We start from the raw sequence: 24141 nt of genomic DNA on the forward strand, positions 1-24141 counted from the left end.
GGGCAGGAAGCGCCTTGCGGAACACAAGGCGAACGCGTATGGTGTTCGTGCTTTGTTTCGATTCTAGCCCGAGAGGCGAGCGGCGCGACCATGCTGACACGCAAACAGTTCGAACTGCTTCGCTTCATCCATGAGCGCTTGCGCGAATCCGGCGTGCCCCCCTCCTTCGACGAGATGAAGGATGCGCTCGACCTGCGCTCCAAATCCGGCATCCACCGATTGATCATGGCGCTCGAGGAGCGTGGCTTCATTCGCCGGCTGCCGAACCGGGCACGCGCCCTCGAAGTCATCAAGATGCCGGATGGCATCGGCGGGCCACAGGCCCAGCGCGGCCGCTTCAGCCCCTCGGTCGTCCAGGGCGGTCTCGGCCAGACATCGCCTGTCGCGGCACCGACGGCCAACCTGACGAAACCGCGTCCACCGGCCGCCGAGGAGAATGGGCGTTCCACCGTCTCCATCCCGGTCATGGGCCGTATCGCTGCGGGCACGCCGATCTCGGCGATCCAGGATCGCAGCCATAGCGTCTCGATGCCGGCAGACATGCTCGGCGGCGGCGAGCATTACGCGCTCGAGGTCCGCGGCGATTCGATGATCGAAGCCGGTATCCTCGACGGCGACACGGTCGTGATCCGCAAGCAGGACACCGCCAATACCGGCGACATCATCGTCGCCCTGATCGATGACGAGGAAGCGACGCTGAAGCGCTTGCGCAAGCGCGGCTCCTCGATCGCGCTCGAAGCCGCCAATCCGGCTTATGAGACGCGCGTGCTCGGGCCTGACCGGGTCAAGATCCAGGGTCGGCTGGTCAATCTGATGCGGCGTTACTGAAGGGCCTCGGCTTCCAGTGCCGACTCCGCAGCCGCGGGGGCCGGCGCAGGAGCGGGTTCTGGCGCCGGCCTCGGTTCCGGTCGCGCGCGGGTCCATGGACGCAGGCGTGAGACGTCGTCGGCCGTATAGGCGCGCCAGCCGCCGCGAGCCGTGTGATACGCGGTCGCGCCGTCGCGGATGAGCGCGCTGCGGTCGATCAGGCGGGCAGCGCAAGAGGCCGTCCAGTAGAGTGACGTCACTACGAGATCGGCGCGCTGGCAGTCTTCGACCAGGGCGATGCGGTCGCGCGTATAGGCAACCGAGCGGCCATCCGGCAGGCGGATCACGCAGCCGCGCGCATCGCAGACGGCCCCCTCGCGCAAGGCGGCATCGTCTGGCGAGCGGGAATCGCCGTCGGCATGCAGCCATCGCGTCAGTACGAAGCGGCTCGGCTTTCCGGCCAGCACCATCTTCCCTTCCGGTCCGCGCACCAGCACGCCCGAGCCGTCGCGCTCGATCAGAATGTCCGGCCGTGATGGAGCCGAGGCCAGCGCCAGCCCGCCGACCAATGGCAGGGCTGCGAGAAGGCGCAGCGCCGTCGTCCACAAGGTCAGCCAGAGCAACGACAGCGAGAACAGGATCAGGGCGAGTGAGCCGAAGGCCGGCAGCACCAGCGTCGAGCGGTCGATGCCGGCAACCCAATGGGCGAGTTGGAGCACGAGGCCCGAGGCCCAGCCCATCAGCGCCCAGGCCGGCCAGTCGAGCCCGAACGGATAGGCGAGCACGCCGAAGACCGCAGCCGGCATCACGATCAGCGAGACGAACGGCAGCGCCAGCGCATTGCCGAGCAGGCCGAACGGATTGAAGGTCTGGAAATGGAAGACGCCATAGGGCGCCGTCGCCGCGGTCGCGACCATGGTCGTGGTCAGGATGCCGACAGCCGAGAGCCAGAGCGGTCGCAGCGGCCAGGGCCAGGAGGCCGCAGCGGCATCCGGCGCCCGCTCCTGCCAGCGCTCGGCGAAGGCGATCAGCGCCGCCACGGCCCCGAACGACATCTGGAAGCTCGGGCCGAGCAGCGCCTCCGGCTCGCGCAGCAGCACGATGATCGCGGCGAGCGCGAGATTACGCATGGAGAGCGCCGGACGGTCGACCAGGATCGCGCCGAGCATCACCAACGTCATGATCAGAGAGCGCACGGTCGCGACCTCGGCGCCGGAGAAGACGCAATAGCCTGTGGCACCGAGCATGGCGGCGAGCGCCGCGAGCTTCTTCACCGGCCAGTACAGCGCCGCCGTCTGTGATAGCGCCAGCAGCGCCCGCACCAGCCAGAAGATCGTGCCAGCGGCGAGAACCATGTGCAGGCCGGAGATCGAAACGATGTGGTAGATGCCGGCGGCGCGCAGGTCGTTATTGGTCTCCTCGCTGATCAGCCCGCGCTTGCCGGTGACCAGCGCCGCCGCCATCGCGCCTGCCTGCCCGCCGCCGCTGGTGGCAATGCGCTCGGTCAATGCGTTGCGGGCTTGGTCTATCGCGACCGCCAAAGCGAGCCGGCGCGGCATCGGGATCGGCGCCGGCGCGAGTGTGATCTTGCCGGCGATGTTGCCCACCGCGCCGATGCCTTGAAAGAAGGCGTCGCGGGCGAAATCATAGCCGCCGGGGCGCGCCGGGCCGGGCGGCGGCAGCAGGCGTGCAGTCGCGCTGATATGGTCGCCCGGCTTCAGCGTCGTCACCGGCGTGGTGACGCGCACGCGGCGCGGCCTCTGCCCGGGTTCGACGCCCGGCAGGTCGGTGACCTGAATGACGATGCGCACGCCCTTTTCGCGCTGCTCGAGCGTCTCGACGAAGCCGGTGAGCTTGCCGACATGATTTCGTGCGAGCGCTGGCGCGGCGATGCCTGCCGTCCGCCAGGTCGCGGCGGCGAAGCCGGCAAAGGCTGCCGCCGCGGCGATGCAGATCGCCATGGCTGCCCGCCGCTGCCGCATCAGCAGCGCGGCAAGTGCGCACAGCACCAGCCCTGCCAAAGGTGCGGCCAGACCAGGCTCGCGATCGGCGAGGAAATAGAGCAGCACGCCGGCGCCCATGCAGACCGGCAACCAGTTGAACAGGCGGCGGCGCTCGATCTCGGTTTCGATCGCCCTGCGGAAGGGGTCGCCCCAATCGGGCAGCGAGGCGGATAGCGGCCGGGCAAAATGGGCGATGCGCCGCAAGCGCGCAGGCAGAGCCAGCACGCCCACCCTGCTACGGCGCTGTTCTGGCCCGTAGGAGAGCATCCGTCCCCCCGTCGCGGCCGCGCGCTGATCGCGCCCCCTCCCCGCAGGAGGCTCTTAACGGCAGCCGGCAAGCCATGTTACAGCGGCGGCGCCGGATGTCAGCCCCGGCCGGGGCTCGTATCGAAATTGCCCTCGCCTTTTGCTTACCCGTTCCGCCGGAGCCTCCTTTCATGAGTGACACGGTCGTCACGCGCTTCGCGCCGTCGCCAACCGGATTCCTGCACATCGGCGGCGCCCGTACCGCGCTGTTCAATTGGCTCTATGCCCGCCGTCATGGTGGCAAGATGCTGCTGCGCATCGAGGACACCGATCGCGAACGCTCGACCGAGGGCGCCATTGCCGCGATCCTCGACGGCCTGGCCTGGCTCGGCCTCGATTGGGACGGGCAGACCGTTTACCAGTTCCAGCGCGCCGCCCGCCATCGCGAGGTCGCCGAGCAGATGCTCGCGGCCGGCAAGGCCTATTACTGCTATGCGACGCCGCAGGAACTCGAGGAGATGCGCGAGAAGGCGCGCGCCGAGGGCAAGCCGCTGCGCTATGACGGGCGCTGGCGCGATCGCGATCCGGCGACCGCGCCGGAAGGCGTCAAGCCGGTGATCCGGCTCAGGGCCGAGCAGACCGGCGAGACCGTGGTCGAGGACGAGGTCCAGGGCCGTGTCGTCTGGCAGAACGAGAATCTCGACGATCTCGTGCTGCTGCGCTCCGATGGCAATCCGACCTATATGCTTGCCGTCGTGGTCGACGATCACGACATGGGCGTCACTCACATCATCCGCGGCGACGACCACCTGACCAACGCCGCCCGGCAGACGCAGATCTACCAGGCGCTCGGCTGGAAGGTTCCCAGCATGTCGCACATCCCGCTGATCCACGGGGCGGACGGTGCCAAGCTGTCGAAACGCCATGGCGCGCTCGGCGTCGATGCCTATCGCTCGATGGGCTACCTGCCGATTGCGCTGCGCAACTATCTGCTCCGCCTCGGCTGGAGCCATGGCGACCAGGAGATCTTCTCTCCCGAGGAGATGGTCTCGCTGTTCAACCTCTCCTCGATCGGGCGCTCTCCGGCCCGTTTCGACTACGCCAAGCTCGAGAACCTCAACGGGCTCTATATGCGCCAGTCCGGGGATCACGAATTGATGACCGCGCTGAAGGCGATCTGGTCTGAGATCGGCCCGCCGCGCGGCATTGGTACGCAGCCCACTCCGGAGCTGGAGACCAAGCTGATGGCGGCAATGCCCGGCCTGAAGGAGCGTGCCAAGACACTGATCGAGCTGATCGACAGCGCCTCCTATCTCTATGCCCAGCGCCCGCTGGCGCTCGAGCCCAAGGCCGCCGCCCTGCTCGACGAAGCGGCGCGCCAGCGCATGCCTAAGCTGGCGCAGAAGCTCTCGGCCGTCGCCGATTGGACGCCGCCGCCGCTGGAGAGCGCGATCCGGGATTTCGCCGAAGAGAGCGGCGTCAAGCTCGGCCAGGTCGCGCAGCCCCTGCGCGCGGCTCTGACCGGCAAGACCACTTCGCCCGGCCTGTTCGATGTGATGGCCGTGCTCGGCCGCGACGAGGTGCTGGCACGCCTTGCCGACGCGGCCTGACGCGTCAGAAAGGCTAATGACCGCTCGGTTGAACCCCTGGCGGAATTGGTCTAGCAACGCGCTGCGGACCGGCGGCTCCCGCTGCCGGTCCGGCATAAAAAATGCTTCAAAATCAGTCTGATGAACTCTGCCCTCCTGGACGCCCGACATTCCCGTCATGGCGCCGTCATCGTGGGCCGTTCGGATGACGTCGGAACGCGACACGCAGCCGGCGCTTCCGTTCGACCGGGAACATGACTGAAGAACGAGCCTGAAAGGATCGGACCCATGAGCGGAAATACCAGCCAGTTGGCTGTCGAGGGCAAAACCGTCGACATGCCGGTCAAAACGGGTTCGATCGGGCCGTCGGTCATCGACATCAGCAAGCTCTACGGCCAGACCGGGATGTTCACCTACGACCCCGGCTTCACTTCGACGGCGAGCTGCGAGTCGCAGATCACCTATATCGACGGCGACGAGGGCGTCCTGCTCTATCGCGGCTATCCGATCGAGCAGCTCGCCGAGCACGGCGACTTCCTCGAGACCTGCTACCTGCTGCTCTACGGCGAGCTGCCGACGGCGGCGCAGAAGGCGGATTTCGACTATCGCGTCACGCGCCACACCATGGTGCACGAGCAGATGGCCCGCTTCTTCCAGGGCTTCCGCCGCGACGCCCACCCGATGGCGGTTCTGGTCGCCTCGGTCGGCGCCATGTCGGCCTTCTATCACGACTCGACCGACATCTCCGATCCGCAGCAGCGCATGATCGCCTCGATGCGGATGATCGCGAAGATGCCGACACTGGCGGCGATGGCCTACAAGTACACGATCGGCCAGCCCTTCGTGTATCCGCTCAACTCGCTGGACTACACCTCGAACTTCCTGCGCATGTGCTTTGCCGTGCCGGCCGAGGAGTACAAGGTCAACCCGGTGCTCTCGCGGGCGCTCGACCGGATCTTCATCCTCCACGCCGACCATGAGCAGAATGCCTCGACCTCGACGGTCCGGCTCGCCGGCTCCTCGGGCGCCAACCCCTTCGCCTGCATCGCGGCCGGCGTCGCCTGCCTCTGGGGCCCGGCGCATGGCGGCGCCAACGAGGCCGCGCTGAAGATGCTCGAGGAGATCGGCAGCGTCGACAACATCCCGAAATACATCGCCAAGGCCAAGGACAAGAACGATCCGTTCCGCCTGATGGGCTTTGGTCACCGGGTCTACAAGAACTACGATCCGCGCGCCAAGATCATGCAGAAGACCACGCATGAGGTCCTGGCCGAGCTCGGCATCAAGGACGATCCGCTGCTCGACGTCGCGATGGAGCTCGAGCGCATCGCCCTGCATGACGAGTACTTCATCGAGAAGAAGCTCTACCCGAACATCGATTTCTATTCGGGCATCACCCTCAAGGCGATGGGCTTCCCGACCTCGATGTTCACCGCTCTGTTCGCGCTGGCGCGCAGCATCGGCTGGATCGCGCAGTGGAAGGAGATGATCGAGGATCCGTCCCAGCGCATCGGCCGTCCGCGTCAGCTCTACACCGGCGCGCCGAAGCGCGACTACACTCCGATCGGCCGCCGCTGAACAGCACCGGCCCGAAGACGATGGAGGCCGCGACGGAACCCGTCGCGGCCTTTATTGTTTCCATCGATTAATGCATCAAACGCAGATGACCATTGCGCCGGACGCGCTACAGTCGCCGACCCACAATAAAGGTTCACCACTCATGTCGAATGCCGAAGGTCTCAGCCGCCGGGGATTCCTCGCCGGCGCCTCCGCCCTGCCCTTCGTCGGTGCGGCCGGGTCCGTCGCCGCCCAGGCTACCTTCCCGACGCGGCCGATCTCGCTGATCGTGCCCTTCGCCGCCGGCGGCTCGACCGACATCGTCGCGCGCCTCGTCGGCCAGAAGATGGGCGAGCTGCTCGGCCAGTCCATCGTGATCGACAACCGTGCCGGCGCCGGCGGCAATATCGGCTCGACCGCCGTCGCACGCTCCCAGCCGGATGGTTACACCCTGCTTCTGGGCACGATTTCGACCCATGCGTTGAACCCTGCGATCCTGAAGACCGTGACCTTCGACGCGGTCAAGGACTTCACGCCGATCTCGTTGCTGGCTGTGGTGCCGAACGTCATGGTCGTGCATCCGAGCTTTCCGGCCAAGACGGTGCCTGAGGTGCTGAAGCTGCTGAAGGACAATCCCGGCAAGTATTCCTACGCCTCGTCCGGTGTCGGCACGCCGCTGCATCTGTCCGGCGAGCTGTTCAAGTCGCTCGGCGGCGTCAGCATGAACCATGTGCCCTACCGCGGCGCCGGCCCGGCATTGAACGACGTCGTCGCCGGCGCGGTGCCGATCATGTTCGACAACCTGCCTTCCTCGGCCCAGTTCATCCGCAGCGGCCAATTGCGCGCTATCGGTGTCACCACCAAGGAACGCGTCTCCTCCTTCCCGGACCTGCCGACCATCGCCGAAGGCGGGCTCGCCGGCTACGAGACCTATACCTGGAATGCGCTGTTCGGCCCGGCCAACATGCCGCGCCCAGTGGTCGACAAGATCAACAGCGCCGCCAACGCCTCGCTCAAGGACGCCAATGTGAAGCAGCGTCTGGAGGACGTCAGCGCCGTGATCGTCGGCTCGACGCCGGAAGCTTTGGGCGAGCACGTCAAGGCCGAGCTGGCGAAATGGGGCCCGATCGCCAAGGCCTCGGGCGCCGTCGTCGAATAAGCCGCCGTCAGCCGCCTGTCGGCTTGCGAACGAGGGCGAGCGCCGCATCGACGGCGTTCGCCGCCGGGCTCGGCCCGGCGTTGCGCATGTTCTGTTCGACCAGGACAAAGCCGTCGAGCTGGCGCTGGCGGGCCGGGCCATCGCGGGTCGCAGCCAGAAGCGCATTGGCCAAAGCCTGCGGCGAGGCGTCGTCCTGGATGAACTCCGGCACCACGCTCTCGCCGATGATCAGATTGGGCAGGATCACGCTCGGCAGCTTGATCAGGCGTCGCGCCAGCGCGGCCTCCCAGCCGGCTCCGCGATAGGCCGCGACCGTCGGCACCAGCGCCAGCGCCAGCTCGAGCGTCACCGTGCCCGAAGCTGCCAAGGCTGCCCTCGCCTCACGAAAGGCCGCGAGCTTGGCCGCATCGCCGGTCACGATCTCCGGCTTGACGCGCCAATCGGCTGTGAGCTGCGTCACCGCCTCCACCAATCGCGGCACTGCCGGAAGCACGAAGCGCGCTCGCGGCAAATGGTCGGCAACGAGCGCCACCGCCTCACCGAAGGGCGGCAGCAGATGCCGAATCTCCGAACGCCGGCTGCCGGGCAGCACCAGAATGGTCGGTGCCTCGGCGTCGTTGCGCCGCGCCGCCTCGCTCGGCCCTGGTCGATAGTCCTGCAGCCGCTCGATGAGGGGGTGGCCGACATAGACGGTCTGCGGCCCGCCGAGCCGCTCCAGCGCCGCCGGCTCGAAGGGCAATAGCGCCAGGATCCGGTCGACATGCGGCTTCATCCGCCGAGCCCGGCCTTGTCGCCAGGCCCAGACACTCGGGCAGACCCAATGCGCGGTCGGCACGGTCGGCGCGAGCCGCCGGACCTTCTTCGCGACGCGAAGGCTGAAATCAGGCGCGTCGATGGTGAGCAGCAGATCCGGGGCGAAGGCCGCAGCAGCCCGCGCCGCATCCGACATCCGGCGCAGCAGCAGCGGCAGGCGCGCCACCACCGGACCGAACCCCATCACGGCGATGTCCTCCTGCGGGAAGACGCTGTGCAGCCCCTCGGCGATCAACGCCTCACCGCCGACGCCTGACAGCTCCAGCGGTCGATCGCCCAGCACCTCGCGCAGCCGCGCCACGAAGCGTGCGCCGAGCGCATCGCCCGAGGCCTCGCCGGCAATGACGAACAGCCTGAACGGGCGGGTCACGCCACGCCCTCGACGAACAGGCCCGATGTGTCCGCCAATGTCGCCAGCCGCTCGCGATCGCCGATCAGGACACTGCCCGCCTTGACCGCGATGCCGGCAAGACCGGCCGCCGCCACGCGCGCCACCGTATCCGGGCCGATCGCCGGCATGTCGACTCTGAGATCCTGTCCGAGCTTGGGCGCCTTGACGAGGACGCCGTCGCCCTTGCCGAGCTTCAGGCGTCCGGTCTGAACGAGGCCGGCGACGCGATCGATCATCGCATCGGTGCCTTCGGCCGCCTCGACGGCGACAACGCGATGATCGGCGACGATCGCCGCTTGCCCCATGTCGAAGGGTGAGAGCGCTGCGAGCAGGTTGAAACCGGTGGCGATCGCCTCGCGCGCGGCGGCGGACGGCTTGTGGCGTCCCAACGCTCCGACGGAAGCAACGAGATCGGGCGCGATGTCGGCCGGTCCGAGCACGCGCAGCCCCTGGCCTTCGAAGAAGCTGACGACGCCACGCAGCAGATGGTCATCGCCGCCCTGGAAGGCGCGTGCGAAATGCGGCAGGTATTTCAGGGTCGACAGTTCCGGCGCGAGCGAGCCGAAGCTCGGCCGCGGCAGGGCGCCGACCATGACGATCTCGTCGACCTGGCGCCGCTTGATCTCATCGAGAAAACGCCCGAGCTGGCCGAGCCGGTATTCCTTGGCGTCGTAGGCTGCATAGTCGGCCGGGTCGCCTGCGCCGGTGAGCACGGCGACATAGACGCTTGCGCCCTGTGCTGCAGCCGCTCCGGCCACCCGCAACGGAAACTCGCCGCGGCCGGCCAGGACGGCAAGGCGCCGCCCCTGCGGCCGGCCAGTATCGGCCGGCCCTTTGCTCACCGCTCTGGCGCGTTGACGTCGCGCGGCACCGAAATCCCCCGGTCGCCGCCGGCCCGGATGAAATCGAGGATCTCGTGAATCAAGGGATGCTCCGCGAACTCGGCGGCGACGTCCTCGACCCGCTCGGAGAGCGTGCCTTCGTCGGCGAAGAGCAGGCGATAGGCGCGGCGAAGCTCGTGGATCTGCTCGCGCGAGAAACCGCGGCGCTTGAGGCCGACGAGATTGAGGCCGGCGAGATGAGCCGGATTGTCACGGACCATCCCGAACGGGATGACGTCGAGCAGGACACCGGAGCCGCCGCCGATGAAGGCGTGATCGCCGATACGGACGAACTGCTGAAGCCCGGTGCCGCCACTGACGATGACGAAATCGCCAACGGTGACATGGCCGGCGCACATGACGTTGTTCGAGAAGATGACGTTGTTGCCGATCACGCTGTCATGGCCGACATGCGAGTTGGCCAGGAACAGGCCACGGTCGCCGATGACGGTCTTCATGCCGCCGCCTTCGGTGCCCGGATTCATCGTCACGCCTTCGCGGATCACGCAGTCGGCGCCGATCGCCAGCGTCGACGGCTCGCCCTTGTACTTCAGGTCCTGCGGCGGGTGGCCGATCGAGGCGAAGGGGTAGATCTTGGTGCGCGGGCCGATCGTCGTGCGGCCGGCGACGACGACATGGCTGATCAGCTCGACGCCGTCGCCGAGGGCGACATCGGGACCAACGGTGCAGAACGGGCCGATCTTGACGCCCGCCCCCAGCTTGGCAGCCGGGTCGACGATCGCCATCGGGTGGATCGAAGTGCTCATGGCAGAATCCTGCATCTCGCCGGAAAGCGGGGCGTGCATTGCGATCCCTCGCTCACACGACCATCGCCGAGAGCTCGGCCTCGGCGACGAGCACGCCGTCGACCCTGGCCTCGCCGCGGTAGAACCAGATGTTGCGTTTGTGCGCCAGCTTGGTGAGGTGGAAGCGCAGCGTATCGCCCGGCACGACGGGCTTGCGGAACTTCGCCTTGTCGATCGTGGTGAACAGCACGGTCGTGACCGCAAGATCGTCGCTACCGCGCGCACTGACGACGAGTACACCCGCGGTCTGCGCCATCGCCTCGATCATCAGAACGCCAGGGAAGACCGGGCGACCGGGAAAATGCCCGGTGAACTGCGGCTCGTTGAACGTGACGTTCTTGATGCCGACCCCGGACGCGTCCCCGTCGATCTCGACGACCTTGTCGACCAGAAGGAACGGATAGCGATGCGGAATGCAGGCCATGATCTTCTGGATATCGGCCACGCCGAGCGCTTTCGTCGCATCCGTCATCGTGTCGTTTCTCCTCGGACGCCCGCGCCCCGCACGGACATTCGCCACCACCTGTCTTGAAAAGCTGCTTTTGCCGGAAGCCGGCGCGAGATCAAGCGTTTTCGCCGCCGCCCGGCCCTTTGCCGCGCTTGGCGGCGAGTTGCTTGAGCAAGGCGGCCTCACGCGCCCAGCTCAGGGCTGGCTGCGCCGGATAGCCGCCATAGCGCGCGCCGCGTGGAACGTCGCCTGCGACACCGCTCTGGGCCGCGATCTGCGCGCCCATGCCGATTGTCAGATGGCCCGCCAACCCCGCCTGCCCGCCGAGCACGGCGAAATCCTCGAGCGTGCTGGACCCGGCCATGCCGACCTGGCCGCAGATGACGCAATGGCGGCCGATCACGCAGTTATGGCCGATCTGGACGAGGTTATCGATCTTGGTGCCCTCGCCGATGACCGTGTCGCGGCTGGCGCCGCGGTCGATCGTCGTATTTGCGCCAATCTCGACATCGTCCTGGATGATGACGCGGCCGACCTGCGGCACCTTCATGTGCCCCTTCGGACCCATGGCGAAGCCGAACCCGTCCTGGCCGATACGCACACCGGGATGGATGATGACGCGATTGCCGATCAAGGCCGCCTGCAGCGTCGAGCCGGCGCCAACCGCGCATTGCCGCCCGATCCGGACCTGCGGGCCGATGACGGCGTTCGGCCCGATCACCGTGCCGGCGCCGATCTCCGCGCCCGGCCCGATCACCGCTCCCGGGTCGACCGTGACATCGGCTTCGAGCCGCGCCGTCGCATGCACGAAGGCGCCCGGAGCGACGCCGGCCGAGCCGAACATCGAGCCAGGCCGCAGCACCTGCGGGTAGAAGGTCGACAGTAGCTTGGCAAGGGCATGGTAGGGCGCGGGAGTGACCAGCGCGACAGTGCCAGCCGGCACACGTTCGGCGAAGCGTGGCGAGACGAAGCAGAGCCCCGCCGAGGTACCAGCCAGCGCTGCAACGTATTTCGGGTTGTCCATATAGGCAGCATCGCCACCGCCGGCCGTTTCGAGCGGGGCGACGCCCTCGATCCGGCGTGCCGGATCGGCACCTTCCGGCAACGCGATGCCCGACAAGGAAGCGACCTCGCTGAAGGACAGCGAGGTCGCGATCGGAAAGAAACTGGGTTCTGCCATTAGCTGGTCCGTTGCGGGGCGCTGATGCGCCCCACAGGTCAGAAGCGGGTGCCGCCCGAGAAGCGGAAGGCCTGGGTGCGGTCGCCGCCGTACTTGCCGGTGATCCCGGTGCGCGGATCGGTGCCGATCTGGCCGTCGTCCTTCGTCAGCGCATAGGCATAGTCGAAGCGGATCGGGCCGAGCGGCGACTGCCAGAGCAAGCTCACGCCGACGGACGAGCGCAGCACGTTCTTGTCGCGCACGCAGGCGATATTGTTCTGGTAAGGCACGCCATAGGTCTGGTCGATCGCGACGTTGAACTGGCGCGCCTCGCTGCCCGCCGGGCAAGCGAAGCCGCCGACCTTGCGGCCGCCGTCATAGTTGAACAGCGTACCGGCGTCGGCAAAGACCGCCCCCTTCAGGCCGAGATCACGCGGCAGACCGAAGATCGGGAACTGCACTTCGAGCGAGCCACCGAAATAGGTGGTGCCGCCCAGCGCGTTCGCGGTCGGGTCGTTCGAGACGTCGCGCGGGCCGATGCCGGAGGGCGCGAAGCCACGCACCAGGGTCGGTCCGAGGAAGTAGTGGTCGATCATGCGCAGATCGCCACTGGTGGCCTGGACGTGACCGCCCTGGAGCCGGGCGATACCGACGAAGTCCTCGAGGAACTCCTTGTAGTAGCGCGCATCGGCGCTGACGCGCAGGAACTTCGAATCGCCGCCCAGACCGGCGAACTCCGGCTTCAGCTCGGCGATGAAGCCGTTGCGTGGGTTCTGGTAGTTGTCGAGCGAGTTGTAGTTGAAGTTCAGGCCGACCAGCGAGGTCAGCGTCGTGCCCTGGGCTTCCTTGACCGCGACCGTCGCCTCGCCGTTCGTCAAGCAGTTGAAGGCCTGCGTAGCCGGCGTCGCGCCCGGCGTTCCGGGCGTGATACCGGCCTGCGGCAGGCTGCAGTCGTTGTAGGGCTGCGAGAAGGTGTTCGGGATCTTGATCTCGGTCGAATAGATCGAGTAGCGCGGCGTGATCGAGAACTCTTCCGTGATCGGGAAGGAGAAGCGCACCTGGCCGCCGGTCACCCGGCTCTCGAAGTAACCGATATTGGTGTTGTCGTTGAACTTCGAGAACAGGTCGAAGCCCGCCGCGATCCGATGGCCGAGGAAGTACGGCTCGGTGAACGAGAAGTCGATGCCCTGGGTCCGCTGGCCGAGGGTGCCGGCGATACGGACGAACTGGCCGCGGCCGAGGAAGTTCGACTCGGACAGCGAAACCTCGCCGATGATGCCGTCCGAGGTCGAGTAGCCACCCGCGACCGAGAACGAGCCGGTCGCCTTGTCCTCGACGTCGATGTTGACGACCACGCGATCGGGCGCGCTGCCCGGCTCGTTGGTGATGCGGACCTTGTTGAAGAAGCCGAGATTGTTCAGACGGCGCTCGGCACGATCGACGAAGACCTTGTTATAGGCGTCGCCTTCGCCGAGATCGAGCTCGCGGCGGACGACATAGTCGCGCGTGCGGGTGTTGCCGCGCACATTGATGCGCTCGACATAGACCCGCGGGCCTTCCTCGACGACATAGGTGATGCCGATCTGCTGGCCGGCCGCATCGCGCTCGCCGCGCGGGCGGACCTGGGCGAAGGCATAGCCGCGCTTCGCCACCTCGGTGGTCAGGGTGACCAGCGAGCGCTCGACGGCCTCGGCGTTGTAGGTGTCGCCGGCGGAGGTGTTGACGAGCGACTGCAGGGCAGCCGGATCGACGTCGCGCAGCCGGGAATCGACCGCGACATTGCCGACCTTGTATTGCGGACCTTCATCGACGGCGACGTCGACGACCCAGCCGCCGGCAGCGTCGTCGAAGCGCGCATCGCTCGAGACGATGCGGAAGTCGGCATAGCCGTTCTTCAGGTAATAGCGGCGAATCAGCTCGAGATCGGAGTTGATCCGGTCCGGATCGTAGACGTCGGACGTCTTGATCCAGCTCAGGAAGTTCGACTCGGTGGAGGTCATCAGCCCGCGCAGGCGCGACGAGGAATAGGCGCCGTTGCCGCTGAAGTTGATCGACTTGATGCCGGTCTTGCCGCTCTCCACGATGGTGAAGACGACGTCGGAGCGACCGTTCGGCAGCGGCTGGATACGGCCGCTGATCGTAGCGAGGCCGTAACCGGCGCGACGATAGACTTCCTTGAGACGCTCGACGTCGGCGTCGATGAGCTGCTGGCTCAGCGGACCACGCGCCTTCGACTGAACCTGACCGAGCAGCACATCGCCCTTCAGGCGACGGTTACCCTCGAAGGCGACGCGGTTGATCGTGTCGTTCTCCTGGACGGAGACGACGGTCTGCGCCCCGCGGCGGCTGACCTGAACGTTGGAGAACAGGCCCGTCGCCATGAGATTCTGGCGAATCTCCTGCGGGTTGCCCGAACCCTGCCCTGTCACATACGAGCGGATCGTCTCCGCATCGACACGACGGTTTCCTTGGACAACCACGGACTGCGCGAACACCACGCTACCGCTGACGGCCACCATGACGGCCGCAAGTCCGACTGATCGAGAGAGCCGCATGCGCAAGGACCGGCTCTGAAGCGTCGACGTCATCGGGTCGCCTATTCCATTCTTTGGGTCACCCCCCCGCAAGCGGGGAACCCCGCTACAGGCGAGGCTCGGCGACATTGAAGACCAAACGCTTCTACAAAGTTTCCTGCGGGGTGCAAACCGCCATTGTCGTTAACAAAAGATTTTTGCGGAGGTCGTTGCCGGGAGGTCACGCGCACCCTTCGGAAAAGCGGCCCGGCCCAGGAAAACAGGCCATAAAAAGCCACAATCCGAAGGAGCAGGCAGGCTTTGACAGCAGCTGCGTCAGCCTGGTGCAATCTGGTTTGCCCCGGACTGACAGCTGGAAGGATCAGAGCAGCGAGCGAACGTGAACGAGGTCGTTCCAGGTCACGAACAGCATCAGCATCAGGACGAGCCCTAGTCCCACCCGGAACCCGATTTCCTGCGCACGCTCGCTCAACGGTTTCCCGCGCAGCGCCTCGATCGCATAGAACAGCAGATGTCCGCCATCGAGCATCGGTACCGGGAACAGGTTCATCAGCCCGATCGAGACCGAGAGCAGCGCCGCCAGATTGATCAGCGCCAGCATCCCGCCGCTGGAGGCGACCATGCCCGAGGCCTGGGCGATGCGGATCGGCCCTGAAAGCTGGTCGGTCGATTCCTTGCCGTTGATCAGCTTGGCGATGTAGTCATAGGTCCGTTCGACCACGAACCAGGTCTCGTGCATGCCGAGCAGCACGGATTCGCCCAGGCCAAAGTGCTGGACAGTCCAGTCCGTGGGCTTCGCCGAAGCCTGCACGCCGATGATTCCGAGCCGCTGCTTGCCCAATGGCGAGGAGGTCTCGACCAGATCGGGCGTCACCGAGACCACGACGTCGGCCCCGCCGCGCTCGACAGTCACGGGAAAAGTCTCGCCCGGACGGATCGAGATCGCCCGTTGCAGATCGGAGAAGCTCCTGACCTCGCGACCGTCGACCTGGCGGATCAGGTCGCCTGATTGCAGGCCGGCGCGCGCCGCGGCCCCGCCGACCGTGACGTTGTCGACGCGCGGTGCCAGGACCGGCTTGCCGAGGAAATAGGCCGTCCCGCCGAAGATCAGAATCGCGAGCAGGAAATTCGCGATCGGCCCGGCGGCGACGATCGCCGCCCTTTCCCCGATCGACTGGGCGGGGAAGGAGCGTTCGCGCTCCTCGCGGCTCATGCCAGAGAGCGCGTCGCCGTCGGGCGAGCTCGCGGCATCGCCGTCACCCGAGAATTTGACGTAGCCGCCGAGCGGAATCAGCGCGAAGCGCCAGCGCGTGCCGTGCCGGTCGTTGAAGCCGAACAGCTCGCGTCCGAATCCGATCGAGAACGTCTTCACGTCGACGCCGCACCAGCGCCCGACCAGGAAATGGCCGAGCTCGTGCACGAACACGACGAGGGTGAGGACGAACAGAAACGGCAGCAGATAGCCCAGCAGGAAGCTCGCCGTGTGCCAGACTGATCCGACGATATCCATAAAACTCTCCCGACTTCAGTCACTAAGTGACAGTGAAGCGCCCTCCGGACAAGAGCATGCGGGTCCGGTTTCTCGCATCTTGGTCAACGGCGAGGGCTTCAGCCACATCGACGGGAGCCGACGGCTGCGCCCCGGCAGCCTGCTCGCAGACAGCTTCGACCAGTGCCGGAATCGCGGGAAAGGCGATCCGCCTGTTCAGAAAGGCGTCGACGGCGACTTCATTCGCAGCGTTCAGCACGGCTGGCATCGCGCCGCCCTCGGCGAGGGCCGCCATGGCCAGGCGCAACGCCGGGAACCGGGTGAGATCGGGCCGCTCGAATGCGAGCGGACCGGTCGCGACAAGATCGAGGAAGCGGCTTTGCGGCGCGTCGAGCCGGCCGTCGATCCCAAGGCAATGGGCGGCCGCGACGCGCATGTCCGGCACCGCCATGCCGGCGCTGACCGAACCGTCGCGGAAGGTGACGAGGCCGTGCACGATCTGTTGGGGATGGACCAGCACCTCGAGCCGGTCGACCCCGAGCCCAAACAGGAACGAGGCCTCGATCAGCTCGAGCCCCTTGTTCATCATGCTCGCGGAGTCGATCGTGATCTTGGCGCCCATCGCATAATTTGGATGGGCCAGCGCCTGCTCCGGCGTAGCGGCGGCGATCGCCTCGGCCGACCAGGTCCGGAAAGGCCCGCCCGAGGCGGTGAGCGTCATCGTCCGGATCGCCGAGATCGGCTCGGCGCCCAGTACCTGGAACAACGCATTATGCTCGGAATCGAGAGGCAGGATGCGGGCGCCAACGGCGCCTGCCCGCGCCATCACCGCAGCGCCTGCGCAGACCAGGCTTTCCTTGTTGGCGAGCGCGACGACGCGCCCCGGTTTCAGCGCCGCGAAGGTCGCCTCCAGCCCGGCCGCTCCCGAAATGGCGCTGACCACGATGTCGCTGTCGCGCGAAACTGCTTCGAGCACCGCGTCCCGGCCCGCGCCGTGGCGGATGCCGCTGCCGGCGAGCGCCTCGGCGAGCTCCCCGCCCTGCCCCTCATCTGCGATCGCCGCGAAACTGGCCCCGGTCTCGCGGGCGATCTGCGCCAGACCCACCGAATCGCGCCCAGAGACGACCGCAGCAACCGCGAGCAGCTCGGGGTTCTCCGCGATGATGGCGCGTGTCGAGCGGCCGATGGAGCCGGTGGCTCCCAATATGGTGACGGTGCGGCGCATCGAAAATCAGTGTCCCAGACGCGCCAGATAAAGCAGCAGGCCGGCGAAGACCAGCACCGCCCAATAGCCGTCGAGCCGGTCGAGGAAGCCGCCATGGCCAGGAATCAGCTGGCTCGAATCCTTGGCGCCGAACCGCCGCTTGATCGACGATTCGAACAGATCGCCCGCCTGGCTCGCTGCCGAAGCGGCGAGCGAGACGGCGAGCACCGGCCAGAGCCCCGATGGCAGCCCCGGGAAGAAGAACGCCCAGACGGCGGTGCCGCACAGGGTTCCAGCCAGGGCACCACCGAGCGCGCCCGACCAGGTCTTCTTCGGGCTGACCTTCGGCAGCAACTTCGGCCCGCCCAGCGCCCGCCCGGTGAAATAGGCGGCGATGTCGGTGAACCAGACCACGGCGAAGGTCCAGATGATCAGGGCGAGCCCCATCCCCAGGGTCTCGCGCAGAGCCGGCGTCACCAGCGCAAAGCAGAGCGCATAGGCGACGCCGCAGGCTTCGAGCACGCGCTGTTTGCTGGCCTGGACCGTGACGATCGCGCCGATCAGCCCGGCGAGGGCCGCGACGCCCGCGAGCGCCGCGCCGCTCAGCGGCAGGAAACCGAGTGCGAGTCCGGCCAATCCGACGCCGATCCCGCCTGCGACGGCATTCCGGCGGCTGACCATGGCGAACCATTCATAGGCGACGACGCCGGCAACGGCGGTCCAGATCAGGCGGAAGGGCCAGCCGCCGAGCAGGGTGACACCCAGGATGACCACGGCGAGCACCAGCGCCGAGATGACCCGCAGGCGAAGCTCGGATGCGCCCGCGCCGGCGCCGCCGACATTCACGCGACCCCCATTTTGGCTGCGGCCGGCTGGCCGACACCGCCATAGCGACGCTCGCGGCGATGGAATTCGGCCAGCGCATCTTCCAGCGCCTTGCGGTCGAAATCAGGCCAGAGCACCGGCGTGAAGATGAACTCGGCGTAAGCGGCCTGCCAGAGCAGGAAATTCGAGATACGGGTCTCGCCCGAGGTCCGGATCACCAGGTCCGGGTCGGGCAACTCGCCGGTATCGAGATGCGAGGACAGCATCGTCTCGTCGATCGCCTCGGGCTGGATCCGGCCGGCGGCGGCCTCCTGCGCCAGGCGCTTGGCCACGCGCGTGATCTCGTCGCGCGAGCCGTAATTGAAGGCGACGACCAAAGTGAGGCCGGTATTGCCTTCCGTCATCGCCTCGGCCCGCTCGACGAGCGCGCGCAGATCGGGCGCGAGGTCATGGCGGCTGCCGATGATGCGCACGCGCACGCCGGCTTCATTGAGCTCGGCAAGGTCGTTCTCGACGAAACGGCGCAGCAGCCCCATCAGGAAGGAGACCTCGGCCATCGGCCGACGCCAGTTCTCGGTCGAGAAGGAATAGAGTGTCAGGACGCGGATGCCGAGATCGGCGGCATTGCGGACGGTACGCCGCAGGGCCTCCAGCCCGCGCCGGTGCCCCTCCTGCCGCGGCAGGCCACGCATCTGCGCCCAGCGGCCATTGCCGTCCATGATGATGGCGACATGGGCGGGAACTGCCGGGCGCGCGCCGTCTGACATCAAATGCCTCTTCTGGGCCAAACATTCATGCGTCGATGATACAGGACGGCGCCACGTCACGCACTTTAGACGTGCAGGATTTCCTTTTCCTTCGCGGCGAGCGCCTGGTCGATCTCGCCGATATGCTTGTCCGTCGCCTTCTGGACCAGGTCGGTCTGCTTGGTGACGTCGTCCTTGGGCATATGCCCGTCCTTCTCCAGCTTCTTGATCAGGTCCATGCCGTCGCGGCGCACATGCCGGACGGCCACCTTGGCGTCTTCGGCGTATTTGTGCGCGACCTTGACCATTTCCTTGCGACGCTGCTCGTTGAGCTCAGGAATGCGGATGCGCAGCACCTGTCCCTCGGTCTGGGGATTGAGGCCGAGATCGGATTCGCGGATCGCCTTCTCGACCGCCTGGACCATGCTGCGATCCCAGACCTGCACGGAGAGCAGGCGCGGCTCGGGGACGCTGACGGTGGCAAGCTGGCTCAGCGGCGTGCGGGCGCCATAGGCCTCGACAGTGATCGGATCGAGCACATTGGCCGAGGCGCGGCCGGTGCGAAGCGAAGCCAGGTCGCTCTTGAACTTCTGCACGCCGCCGTCCATGCGGCGATTGAGATCGGCGAGATCGAAAGTGGTCTGGGCCATCGTCTTCAAAACCTTGTCGAAACCGGCTGGATGAAGCCGGAAATGCGCGCGACCATGGCGAGCGCCCGCCCCAGGGTCAAGGATTTATCCGTCAACAGCATGATCGTCGGCAGTCCCGCGAGAGGAAGCGGGTCGCCATCGCCGATACGAGGACCGTCGGGCCGGCCGACGCTGGCCAAGCCCGGGAGCGCTTCCTAGCTCAGTACAGTGGCGATGCAAACCGCTCACCACGATCTCAGGAGGATTGCCATGCCCCGGCTGAGCCGCATCGTCGAAACCGCGCTCTATGTCGACGACCTCGACCGCGCCGCAGCCTTCTACGAGGGAAAGCTCGGGCTCTCGTCCATGCTCAGGACCAGAACGCTCTATGCCTACGATGTCGGCGGCCAGAACGTCCTGCTGCTGTTCCGGCGCGGCGCCTCCTTGGAGACGCAGGCCTCTGAACGTGGCAGCATCCCGCCGCATGACGGCCAGGGCCCGCTGCACATCTGCTTTGCCGTCGACGCCGACGAGCTGGCCTCATGGGAGGCGCAGCTCGGACAGCACGGCGTGGAGATCGAAGGCCGCATGCGCTGGAATCGCGGCGGCCAGAGCATTTATTTCCGCGATCCCGATGGCCATCTGCTCGAGATCATGACCCCTGGCAACTGGCCGAACTATTGACGATCGCGCTTGGAAGCAGCCTGAAAACTCAGCCCTCATCCTGAGGAGCCGCGGCACGCGGCGTCTCGAAGGATGCTCCAGGAGGCTCCGGAGACGCGCCCCCCCTGCGGAGCGCTCCTCAGGATGAGGGCTGGTGGGAGCACCGATTGTGATTAGGGCGTGACGTAGGTCGCCCTGCCCTCGCCGCGCAGCACGGCCGCGAGCATGCCGGGCTCGGCGATCGAGAAGACCACGATGGTCAGCGCCGCATCCCGCGCCAGGGCGAAGGCGGCAGTGTCCATCACCTTGAGGTCGCGCTTGATCGCATCCTCATGGGTCAGCGTGTCGTAGCGGGTCGCGCTCGGATCCTTCTTCGGATCGGCCGAGTAGACGCCATCGACCTGCGTCGCCTTGAGCAGGTGGCTGCAGTCGAGTTCGGCGGCGCGCAGGGCAGCGCCGGTGTCGGTAGTGAAATAGGGATTGCCGGTGCCACCGCCGAGGATAACGACCTTGCCGTTGCTGAGATGGTCGAGCGCGCGCTTGCGGGCATAGCTCTCGCAGAGCGAAGGCATCGGCACCGCCGACATGGCGCGCGCCGGGGCGCCCGCGCTCTCGATCGCATGCTCGAGGGCGAGCGCGTTCATCACCGTTCCGAGCATGCCGATCGAATCGGCACTGGTGCGGTCGAGGCCCTTGGTGAGCCCCTGGACGCCGCGGAAGAAATTGCCGCCGCCGACCACGATGCCGATCTCGACGCCCTCGCGCGAAGCATGGGCGATGTCGGCGGCCAGGGCCGTCAACGTGGCGCCGTCGAGGCCGGATCCCTGAGGCCCTGCAAGGGCTTCGCCGGAGAGCTTCACGAGAACGCGTTTAGGTCTCATCGGGGCTCTCCACTGCTTGCGCCACATCACCGGCCTCGCCCGATTCGGCGGGGCGGCCTTCTCTACTTACAAAAAAGGCCGCGCGAGGCGCGGCCTTTCTGTGTCCTATCAACGGGCTTGTCAGCCCGTGGTGCCGCCGGCCGCCGCAACCTCGGCGGCGAAGTCGGTCTCTTCCTTCTCGATGCCCTCGCCAAGCGCGAAGCGGGCAAAGCCCGTGATCTTGAGCGGACCGCCGACCTTGCCTTCGGCCTCCTTCAGCACCTGGGCCACCGACTTCGAACCGTCATGGATGTAGGCCTGCTCGAGCAGGCAATACTCCTTGGCGTAGCTCTTGAGGCCGCTCTCGATGATCTTGGCTAGGACGTGCTCGGGCTTGCCGGCGTTCTTCTCGGCCAGGATGCCCTTCTCGCGCTCCAGCACCGCCGGGTCGACCGAAGCGAGGTCGAGCGCGACCGGGTTGGTCGCGGCGATGTGCATAGCGAGCTGGCGGCCGAGGCCGGCGAGCTCATCGCCCTTGCCGCTGGTCTCGAGGCCGACGATCACGCCGATCTTGCCGAGGCCGTCGGCGATCGCGCCATGGACATAGGAGCCGATCACGCCCGAAGCGACCGAGACCTGCGCGACGCGGCGCAGCGTCATGTTCTCGCCGATGGTGGCGATGGCGTTGGCGATCGCGTCGGCGACGGTGCCGCCGCCCGGATAGTGATGGGCGGCCAGCGCCTCGACGTCGCCGCCGCGCTCGAGCGAGACATCGGCGATGGTGCGGGCGAGCGCCTGGAATTCGAGGTTGCGGGCAACGAAGTCGGTCTCGGAGTTGACCTCGACCACGACGCCGCTATGGCCGCGCACGGCCACGGCGACGAGGCCCTCGGCAGCGACGCGGCCGGCCTTCTTGGCGGCCTTGGACAGGCCCTTGGCGCGCAGCCAGTCGATGGCGGCTTCCATGTTGCCGTCGGTGGCCGAAAGAGCGGCCTTGCAGTCCATCATGCCCGCGCCGGTCTTGTCGCGGAGTTCCTTCACCATGCCGGCGGTGATCGCAGCCATTTGCGTCGTCCTTGCTATCTGGCGGCATCGCCCGGTGGCGTGCCGCAACCCTAAAATCCAGTCCCCATTGGCAAACGCCGACGGCCCGTTTCCGGCGTCGGCGCTGCTTGGGCTCAATCAGGTATCGAAGTGCGACGCGCCGATGACGCGCCGCACTTCGGAAGATCAGGCGTCGGCGAGATCGCGGGCCTGGGCAACCCAGCCCTGGCTCTCGATGCGGCCGGCGAGCTTCAGATCGTGATCGACCTTGGTGACATCCGCCGGGCTCATGGCAGCAAGCTGCCAGAAGTGGAAGATGCCGCCATCATTGAGCTTCTGCACGATCTCCGGGCCCATGCCCGAGAGCTTCATGAAGTCGTCTGGCGCGCCACGCGGCGCGGTCAGCAGCTCGAAAGCCAGAGCCTGGCCTTCAGCAGCAACCGGCTCGGCGATCGCGGTCTCGACGACCGGGGCCTCGGCGGCACCGAGATTGATGCCGCTGTCGCCCGAGGCGCGCGAGATACCGTCGATGGCCGAACGGGCGATCAGGTCGCAATAGAGCTGGATGGCGCGGCCGGCGTCGTCATTGGCCGGGACCGGGAAGGTGATGCCGTCCGGATCCGAGTTCGAGTCGACGATGGCGGCGACCGGGATGCCGAGGCGCTGAGCCTCCTTGATCGCCAGCTGCTCCTTGTTGGTGTCGATCACGAAGATCATGTCGGGCGTGCCGCCCATGTCCTTGATGCCGCCGAGCGCCTTCTCGAGCTTGTCGCGCTCGCGCGCCAGCATCAGGCGCTCCTTCTTGGTCAGGCCGGTGCCGCCGCCGGAGAGCAGCTCGTCGACCTTGCGCAGGCGCTGGATCGAGGCCGAGATGGTCTTCCAGTTGGTCAGCATGCCGCCGAGCCAGCGGGAGTTGACATAGTACTGGGCCGAACGCTTCGCCGCATCGGCGATGGCGTCCTGCGCCTGGCGCTTGGTGCCGACGAAGAGGACGCGGCCACCGCGAGCGACGGTGTCGCTGACCGCCTGCAGGGCGCGCGACAGCATCGGCACCGACTGCGACAGGTCGAGGATGTGGATGTTGTTGCGCGTCCCGTAGATGAACGGCGACATCTTCGGGTTCCAGCGGTGAGCCTGGTGGCCGAAGTGGGCGCCGGCCTCGAGCAGCTGACGCATGGAGAAATCAGGCAGAGCCATGGTATTCTTGTCCTTCCGGTTGAGCCTCTGGGGAGCGAATGAGCCGGCCATGAACTGGCCAGTCACCGGAACGCCTCGGTGTCGAGGTGATGCTTCCCATGTGGAATGAGGCGCGCCATACACGCGATGGCGCGCGAATGCAAGGCTTGAGGCCGGCTCGTCAGAGCGAACCGACCTCGTAGGCGACCTCATAGGCGCCCGGCACCGCCTTCTCCAGCAGCGGGCGCACACGCGCCAGATGGCTGATGAAGCGCTCGTCGCGGGCAAAGCGCAGCGCAGCCTCCTCGCTCTCGAACATCGTCACCAGGATGACGTCGCGATCCTCGCGCGAGCGGAACAATCGCCCGCCGACCAACCCATCGACCTTGCCGCGCACGGCCTGATGCTGGGCGAGCTGCAGTTCCATGAACTCGGCGAAACGCTCCGGCTTCGGGGTGATGACGCTGATGTTGACGACCGGCTGGTTAGGCATGCCCGGCTCCTTAACTGAGTGGAGCCGGGTCGATACGGCCTCGACCAAGGTTGAGGTCAAGCCATGCCCTGCCAGATGCTGGCAGGAGCTGTCTTCGCCGGTCTCATTTCGGCAGCGAGGCCGCTGCCTTCAGGACGACATCGCCGATCTGCTTGCAATAGGCCGCTGCGGTGCCGCCCTGCGCCTTGGCGATCGTTTCGAGCTCCTGGGTCACGCCCATCATGGCGATCGTGCCCTTCTTGCCCGCAGCCTCGGCCGTATCACCGGCGCTCTTGTCGGCCGGCGGCGGAATCAGGGCCAGCACCTTGCGCTGCACTTCGACGACGTCGGCGCCGACATGGCCCTTCTCGGCGCAGTAGCTGAGGATGCCGAGCTGATTGCGGCCGGCCTGATAGGCGGTCGCGAGCTGGTCGGCCTGGCTTTGAGCGAAAGCCTGGCCACCGGACAGAGCCGCCAACACGGCAATAGCGCTGAAACGTTTGAAGGAAAGCAGCATGACAATCTCTCTCAAGTTGAACGCATCCGCAGATGCACGCCCCGCTTCCCCGGCGCCAGAATAGCCTCCCCGCCGGTTGCGGCAAACAGGCTCGGACGCAGCGAAAGCGAGCCGCCCTTGCGA

General features: G+C 66.9%; 23 protein-coding genes. 5 read left to right on the forward strand and 18 right to left on the reverse strand.

All coding sequences use genetic code 11. From position 1 onward, the window contains the following. The first annotated feature begins 90 nt into the window (after positions 1–90). Complete coding sequence (gene lexA / locus ACQKLX_RS01195; protein WP_427358735.1) at positions 91–828, forward strand: transcriptional repressor LexA; 738 nt, start codon at positions 91–93, stop codon at positions 826–828. Here lexA and ACQKLX_RS01200 read toward each other — a convergent pair. Then, entirely contained in the window at positions 822–3035 is a 2214-nt protein-coding gene (locus ACQKLX_RS01200; RefSeq protein WP_427358737.1) for a ComEC/Rec2 family competence protein, read from the reverse strand. The genes lexA and ACQKLX_RS01200 overlap by 7 nt on opposite strands. A gap of 212 nt (positions 3036–3247) precedes the next feature. Here ACQKLX_RS01200 and gltX point away from each other — a divergent pair, with 212 nt between their 5' ends. From gltX to ACQKLX_RS01215, 3 genes are all read left to right on the forward strand, one after another. Continuing rightward, positions 3248–4666, forward strand: coding sequence for a glutamate--tRNA ligase (gene gltX, locus ACQKLX_RS01205; RefSeq protein ID WP_427358739.1), 1419 nt, complete (start codon positions 3248–3250; stop codon positions 4664–4666). A gap of 267 nt (positions 4667–4933) precedes the next feature. Next, positions 4934–6223, forward strand: a complete 1290-nt coding sequence (gene gltA, locus ACQKLX_RS01210; RefSeq protein ID WP_427358740.1) for a citrate synthase — start codon at positions 4934–4936, stop codon at positions 6221–6223. A 142-nt stretch (positions 6224–6365) separates the two neighbouring features. After that, positions 6366–7361, forward strand: a complete 996-nt coding sequence (locus tag ACQKLX_RS01215) for a Bug family tripartite tricarboxylate transporter substrate binding protein (RefSeq protein WP_427358742.1) — start codon at positions 6366–6368, stop codon at positions 7359–7361. 7 nt (positions 7362–7368) lie between these two features. On the opposite strand, the gene lpxB is transcribed toward ACQKLX_RS01215, so the two are convergent. From lpxB to ACQKLX_RS01275, 12 genes are all read right to left on the reverse strand, one after another. Next, positions 7369–8544, reverse strand: coding sequence for a lipid-A-disaccharide synthase (gene lpxB, locus ACQKLX_RS01220; protein WP_427358744.1), 1176 nt, complete (start codon positions 8542–8544; stop codon positions 7369–7371). Next, entirely contained in the window at positions 8541–9407 is an 867-nt protein-coding gene (locus ACQKLX_RS01225; RefSeq protein WP_427358745.1) for an LpxI family protein, read from the reverse strand. The genes lpxB and ACQKLX_RS01225 overlap by 4 nt, the downstream gene beginning before the upstream one ends. After that, positions 9404–10213, reverse strand: coding sequence for an acyl-ACP--UDP-N-acetylglucosamine O-acyltransferase (gene lpxA, locus ACQKLX_RS01230; RefSeq protein WP_427358746.1), 810 nt, complete (start codon positions 10211–10213; stop codon positions 9404–9406). The genes ACQKLX_RS01225 and lpxA overlap by 4 nt, the downstream gene beginning before the upstream one ends. A gap of 52 nt (positions 10214–10265) precedes the next feature. Beyond that, complete coding sequence (gene fabZ / locus ACQKLX_RS01235) at positions 10266–10724, reverse strand: 3-hydroxyacyl-ACP dehydratase FabZ (protein WP_427358748.1); 459 nt, start codon at positions 10722–10724, stop codon at positions 10266–10268. Between the two features lie 91 nt (positions 10725–10815). Further along, entirely contained in the window at positions 10816–11880 is a 1065-nt protein-coding gene (gene lpxD, locus ACQKLX_RS01240; RefSeq protein ID WP_427358750.1) for a UDP-3-O-(3-hydroxymyristoyl)glucosamine N-acyltransferase, read from the reverse strand. A gap of 38 nt (positions 11881–11918) precedes the next feature. Continuing rightward, positions 11919–14447, reverse strand: coding sequence for an outer membrane protein assembly factor BamA (gene bamA, locus ACQKLX_RS01245; RefSeq protein WP_427358751.1), 2529 nt, complete (start codon positions 14445–14447; stop codon positions 11919–11921). Positions 14448–14754: 307 nt separating this feature from the next. Then, positions 14755–15903, reverse strand: a complete 1149-nt coding sequence (gene rseP / locus ACQKLX_RS01250) for an RIP metalloprotease RseP (RefSeq protein ID WP_427358753.1) — start codon at positions 15901–15903, stop codon at positions 14755–14757. A gap of 22 nt (positions 15904–15925) precedes the next feature. Next, positions 15926–17107 carry a 1-deoxy-D-xylulose-5-phosphate reductoisomerase gene (gene dxr / locus ACQKLX_RS01255; RefSeq protein WP_427358755.1) on the reverse strand — a complete coding sequence of 394 codons (1182 nt, stop codon included), beginning with the start codon at positions 17105–17107 and terminating at the stop codon, positions 15926–15928. A 6-nt stretch (positions 17108–17113) separates the two neighbouring features. Continuing rightward, entirely contained in the window at positions 17114–17932 is an 819-nt protein-coding gene (locus ACQKLX_RS01260; protein ID WP_427358756.1) for a phosphatidate cytidylyltransferase, read from the reverse strand. Further along, positions 17929–18678 (reverse strand): isoprenyl transferase, encoded by a 750-nt coding sequence (locus ACQKLX_RS01265; RefSeq protein WP_427358758.1) that lies wholly within the window; start codon positions 18676–18678, stop codon positions 17929–17931. The genes ACQKLX_RS01260 and ACQKLX_RS01265 overlap by 4 nt, the downstream gene beginning before the upstream one ends. A 65-nt stretch (positions 18679–18743) precedes the next feature. Next, positions 18744–19307, reverse strand: a complete 564-nt coding sequence (frr, locus tag ACQKLX_RS01270; protein WP_092154115.1) for a ribosome recycling factor — start codon at positions 19305–19307, stop codon at positions 18744–18746. A gap of 5 nt (positions 19308–19312) precedes the next feature. Further along, the gene (locus ACQKLX_RS01275) at positions 19313–19486 is read right to left on the reverse strand and encodes a hypothetical protein (RefSeq protein WP_427358760.1); all 174 of its coding nucleotides are present in this window, start codon (positions 19484–19486) and stop codon (positions 19313–19315) included. A gap of 70 nt (positions 19487–19556) precedes the next feature. Here ACQKLX_RS01275 and ACQKLX_RS01280 point away from each other — a divergent pair, with 70 nt between their 5' ends. Then, positions 19557–19970 carry a VOC family protein gene (locus tag ACQKLX_RS01280; RefSeq protein ID WP_427358762.1) on the forward strand — a complete coding sequence of 138 codons (414 nt, stop codon included), beginning with the start codon at positions 19557–19559 and terminating at the stop codon, positions 19968–19970. A 152-nt stretch (positions 19971–20122) separates the two neighbouring features. On the opposite strand, the gene pyrH is transcribed toward ACQKLX_RS01280, so the two are convergent. The 5 genes from pyrH to ACQKLX_RS01305 form a co-directional block, all read right to left on the reverse strand. After that, complete coding sequence (gene pyrH / locus ACQKLX_RS01285; RefSeq protein ID WP_137880911.1) at positions 20123–20830, reverse strand: UMP kinase; 708 nt, start codon at positions 20828–20830, stop codon at positions 20123–20125. A 120-nt stretch (positions 20831–20950) separates the two neighbouring features. Next, entirely contained in the window at positions 20951–21874 is a 924-nt protein-coding gene (gene tsf, locus ACQKLX_RS01290; RefSeq protein WP_427358765.1) for a translation elongation factor Ts, read from the reverse strand. Between the two features lie 165 nt (positions 21875–22039). Beyond that, positions 22040–23050, reverse strand: a complete 1011-nt coding sequence (locus tag ACQKLX_RS01295; RefSeq protein ID WP_427358767.1) for a 30S ribosomal protein S2 — start codon at positions 23048–23050, stop codon at positions 22040–22042. 160 nt (positions 23051–23210) lie between these two features. Further along, a complete protein-coding gene (locus tag ACQKLX_RS01300) occupies positions 23211–23522 on the reverse strand; it encodes a putative quinol monooxygenase (protein WP_427358769.1) in 312 nt (103 codons plus the stop codon). A 103-nt stretch (positions 23523–23625) separates the two neighbouring features. Continuing rightward, positions 23626–24018, reverse strand: coding sequence for a pore-forming ESAT-6 family protein (locus tag ACQKLX_RS01305; protein WP_427358771.1), 393 nt, complete (start codon positions 24016–24018; stop codon positions 23626–23628). Positions 24019–24141 lie beyond the last annotated feature (123 nt).

Source organism: Allobosea sp. NPDC003192 (genome assembly GCF_050275675.1).
Classification (GTDB): Bacteria; Pseudomonadota; Alphaproteobacteria; order Rhizobiales; family Beijerinckiaceae; genus Allobosea.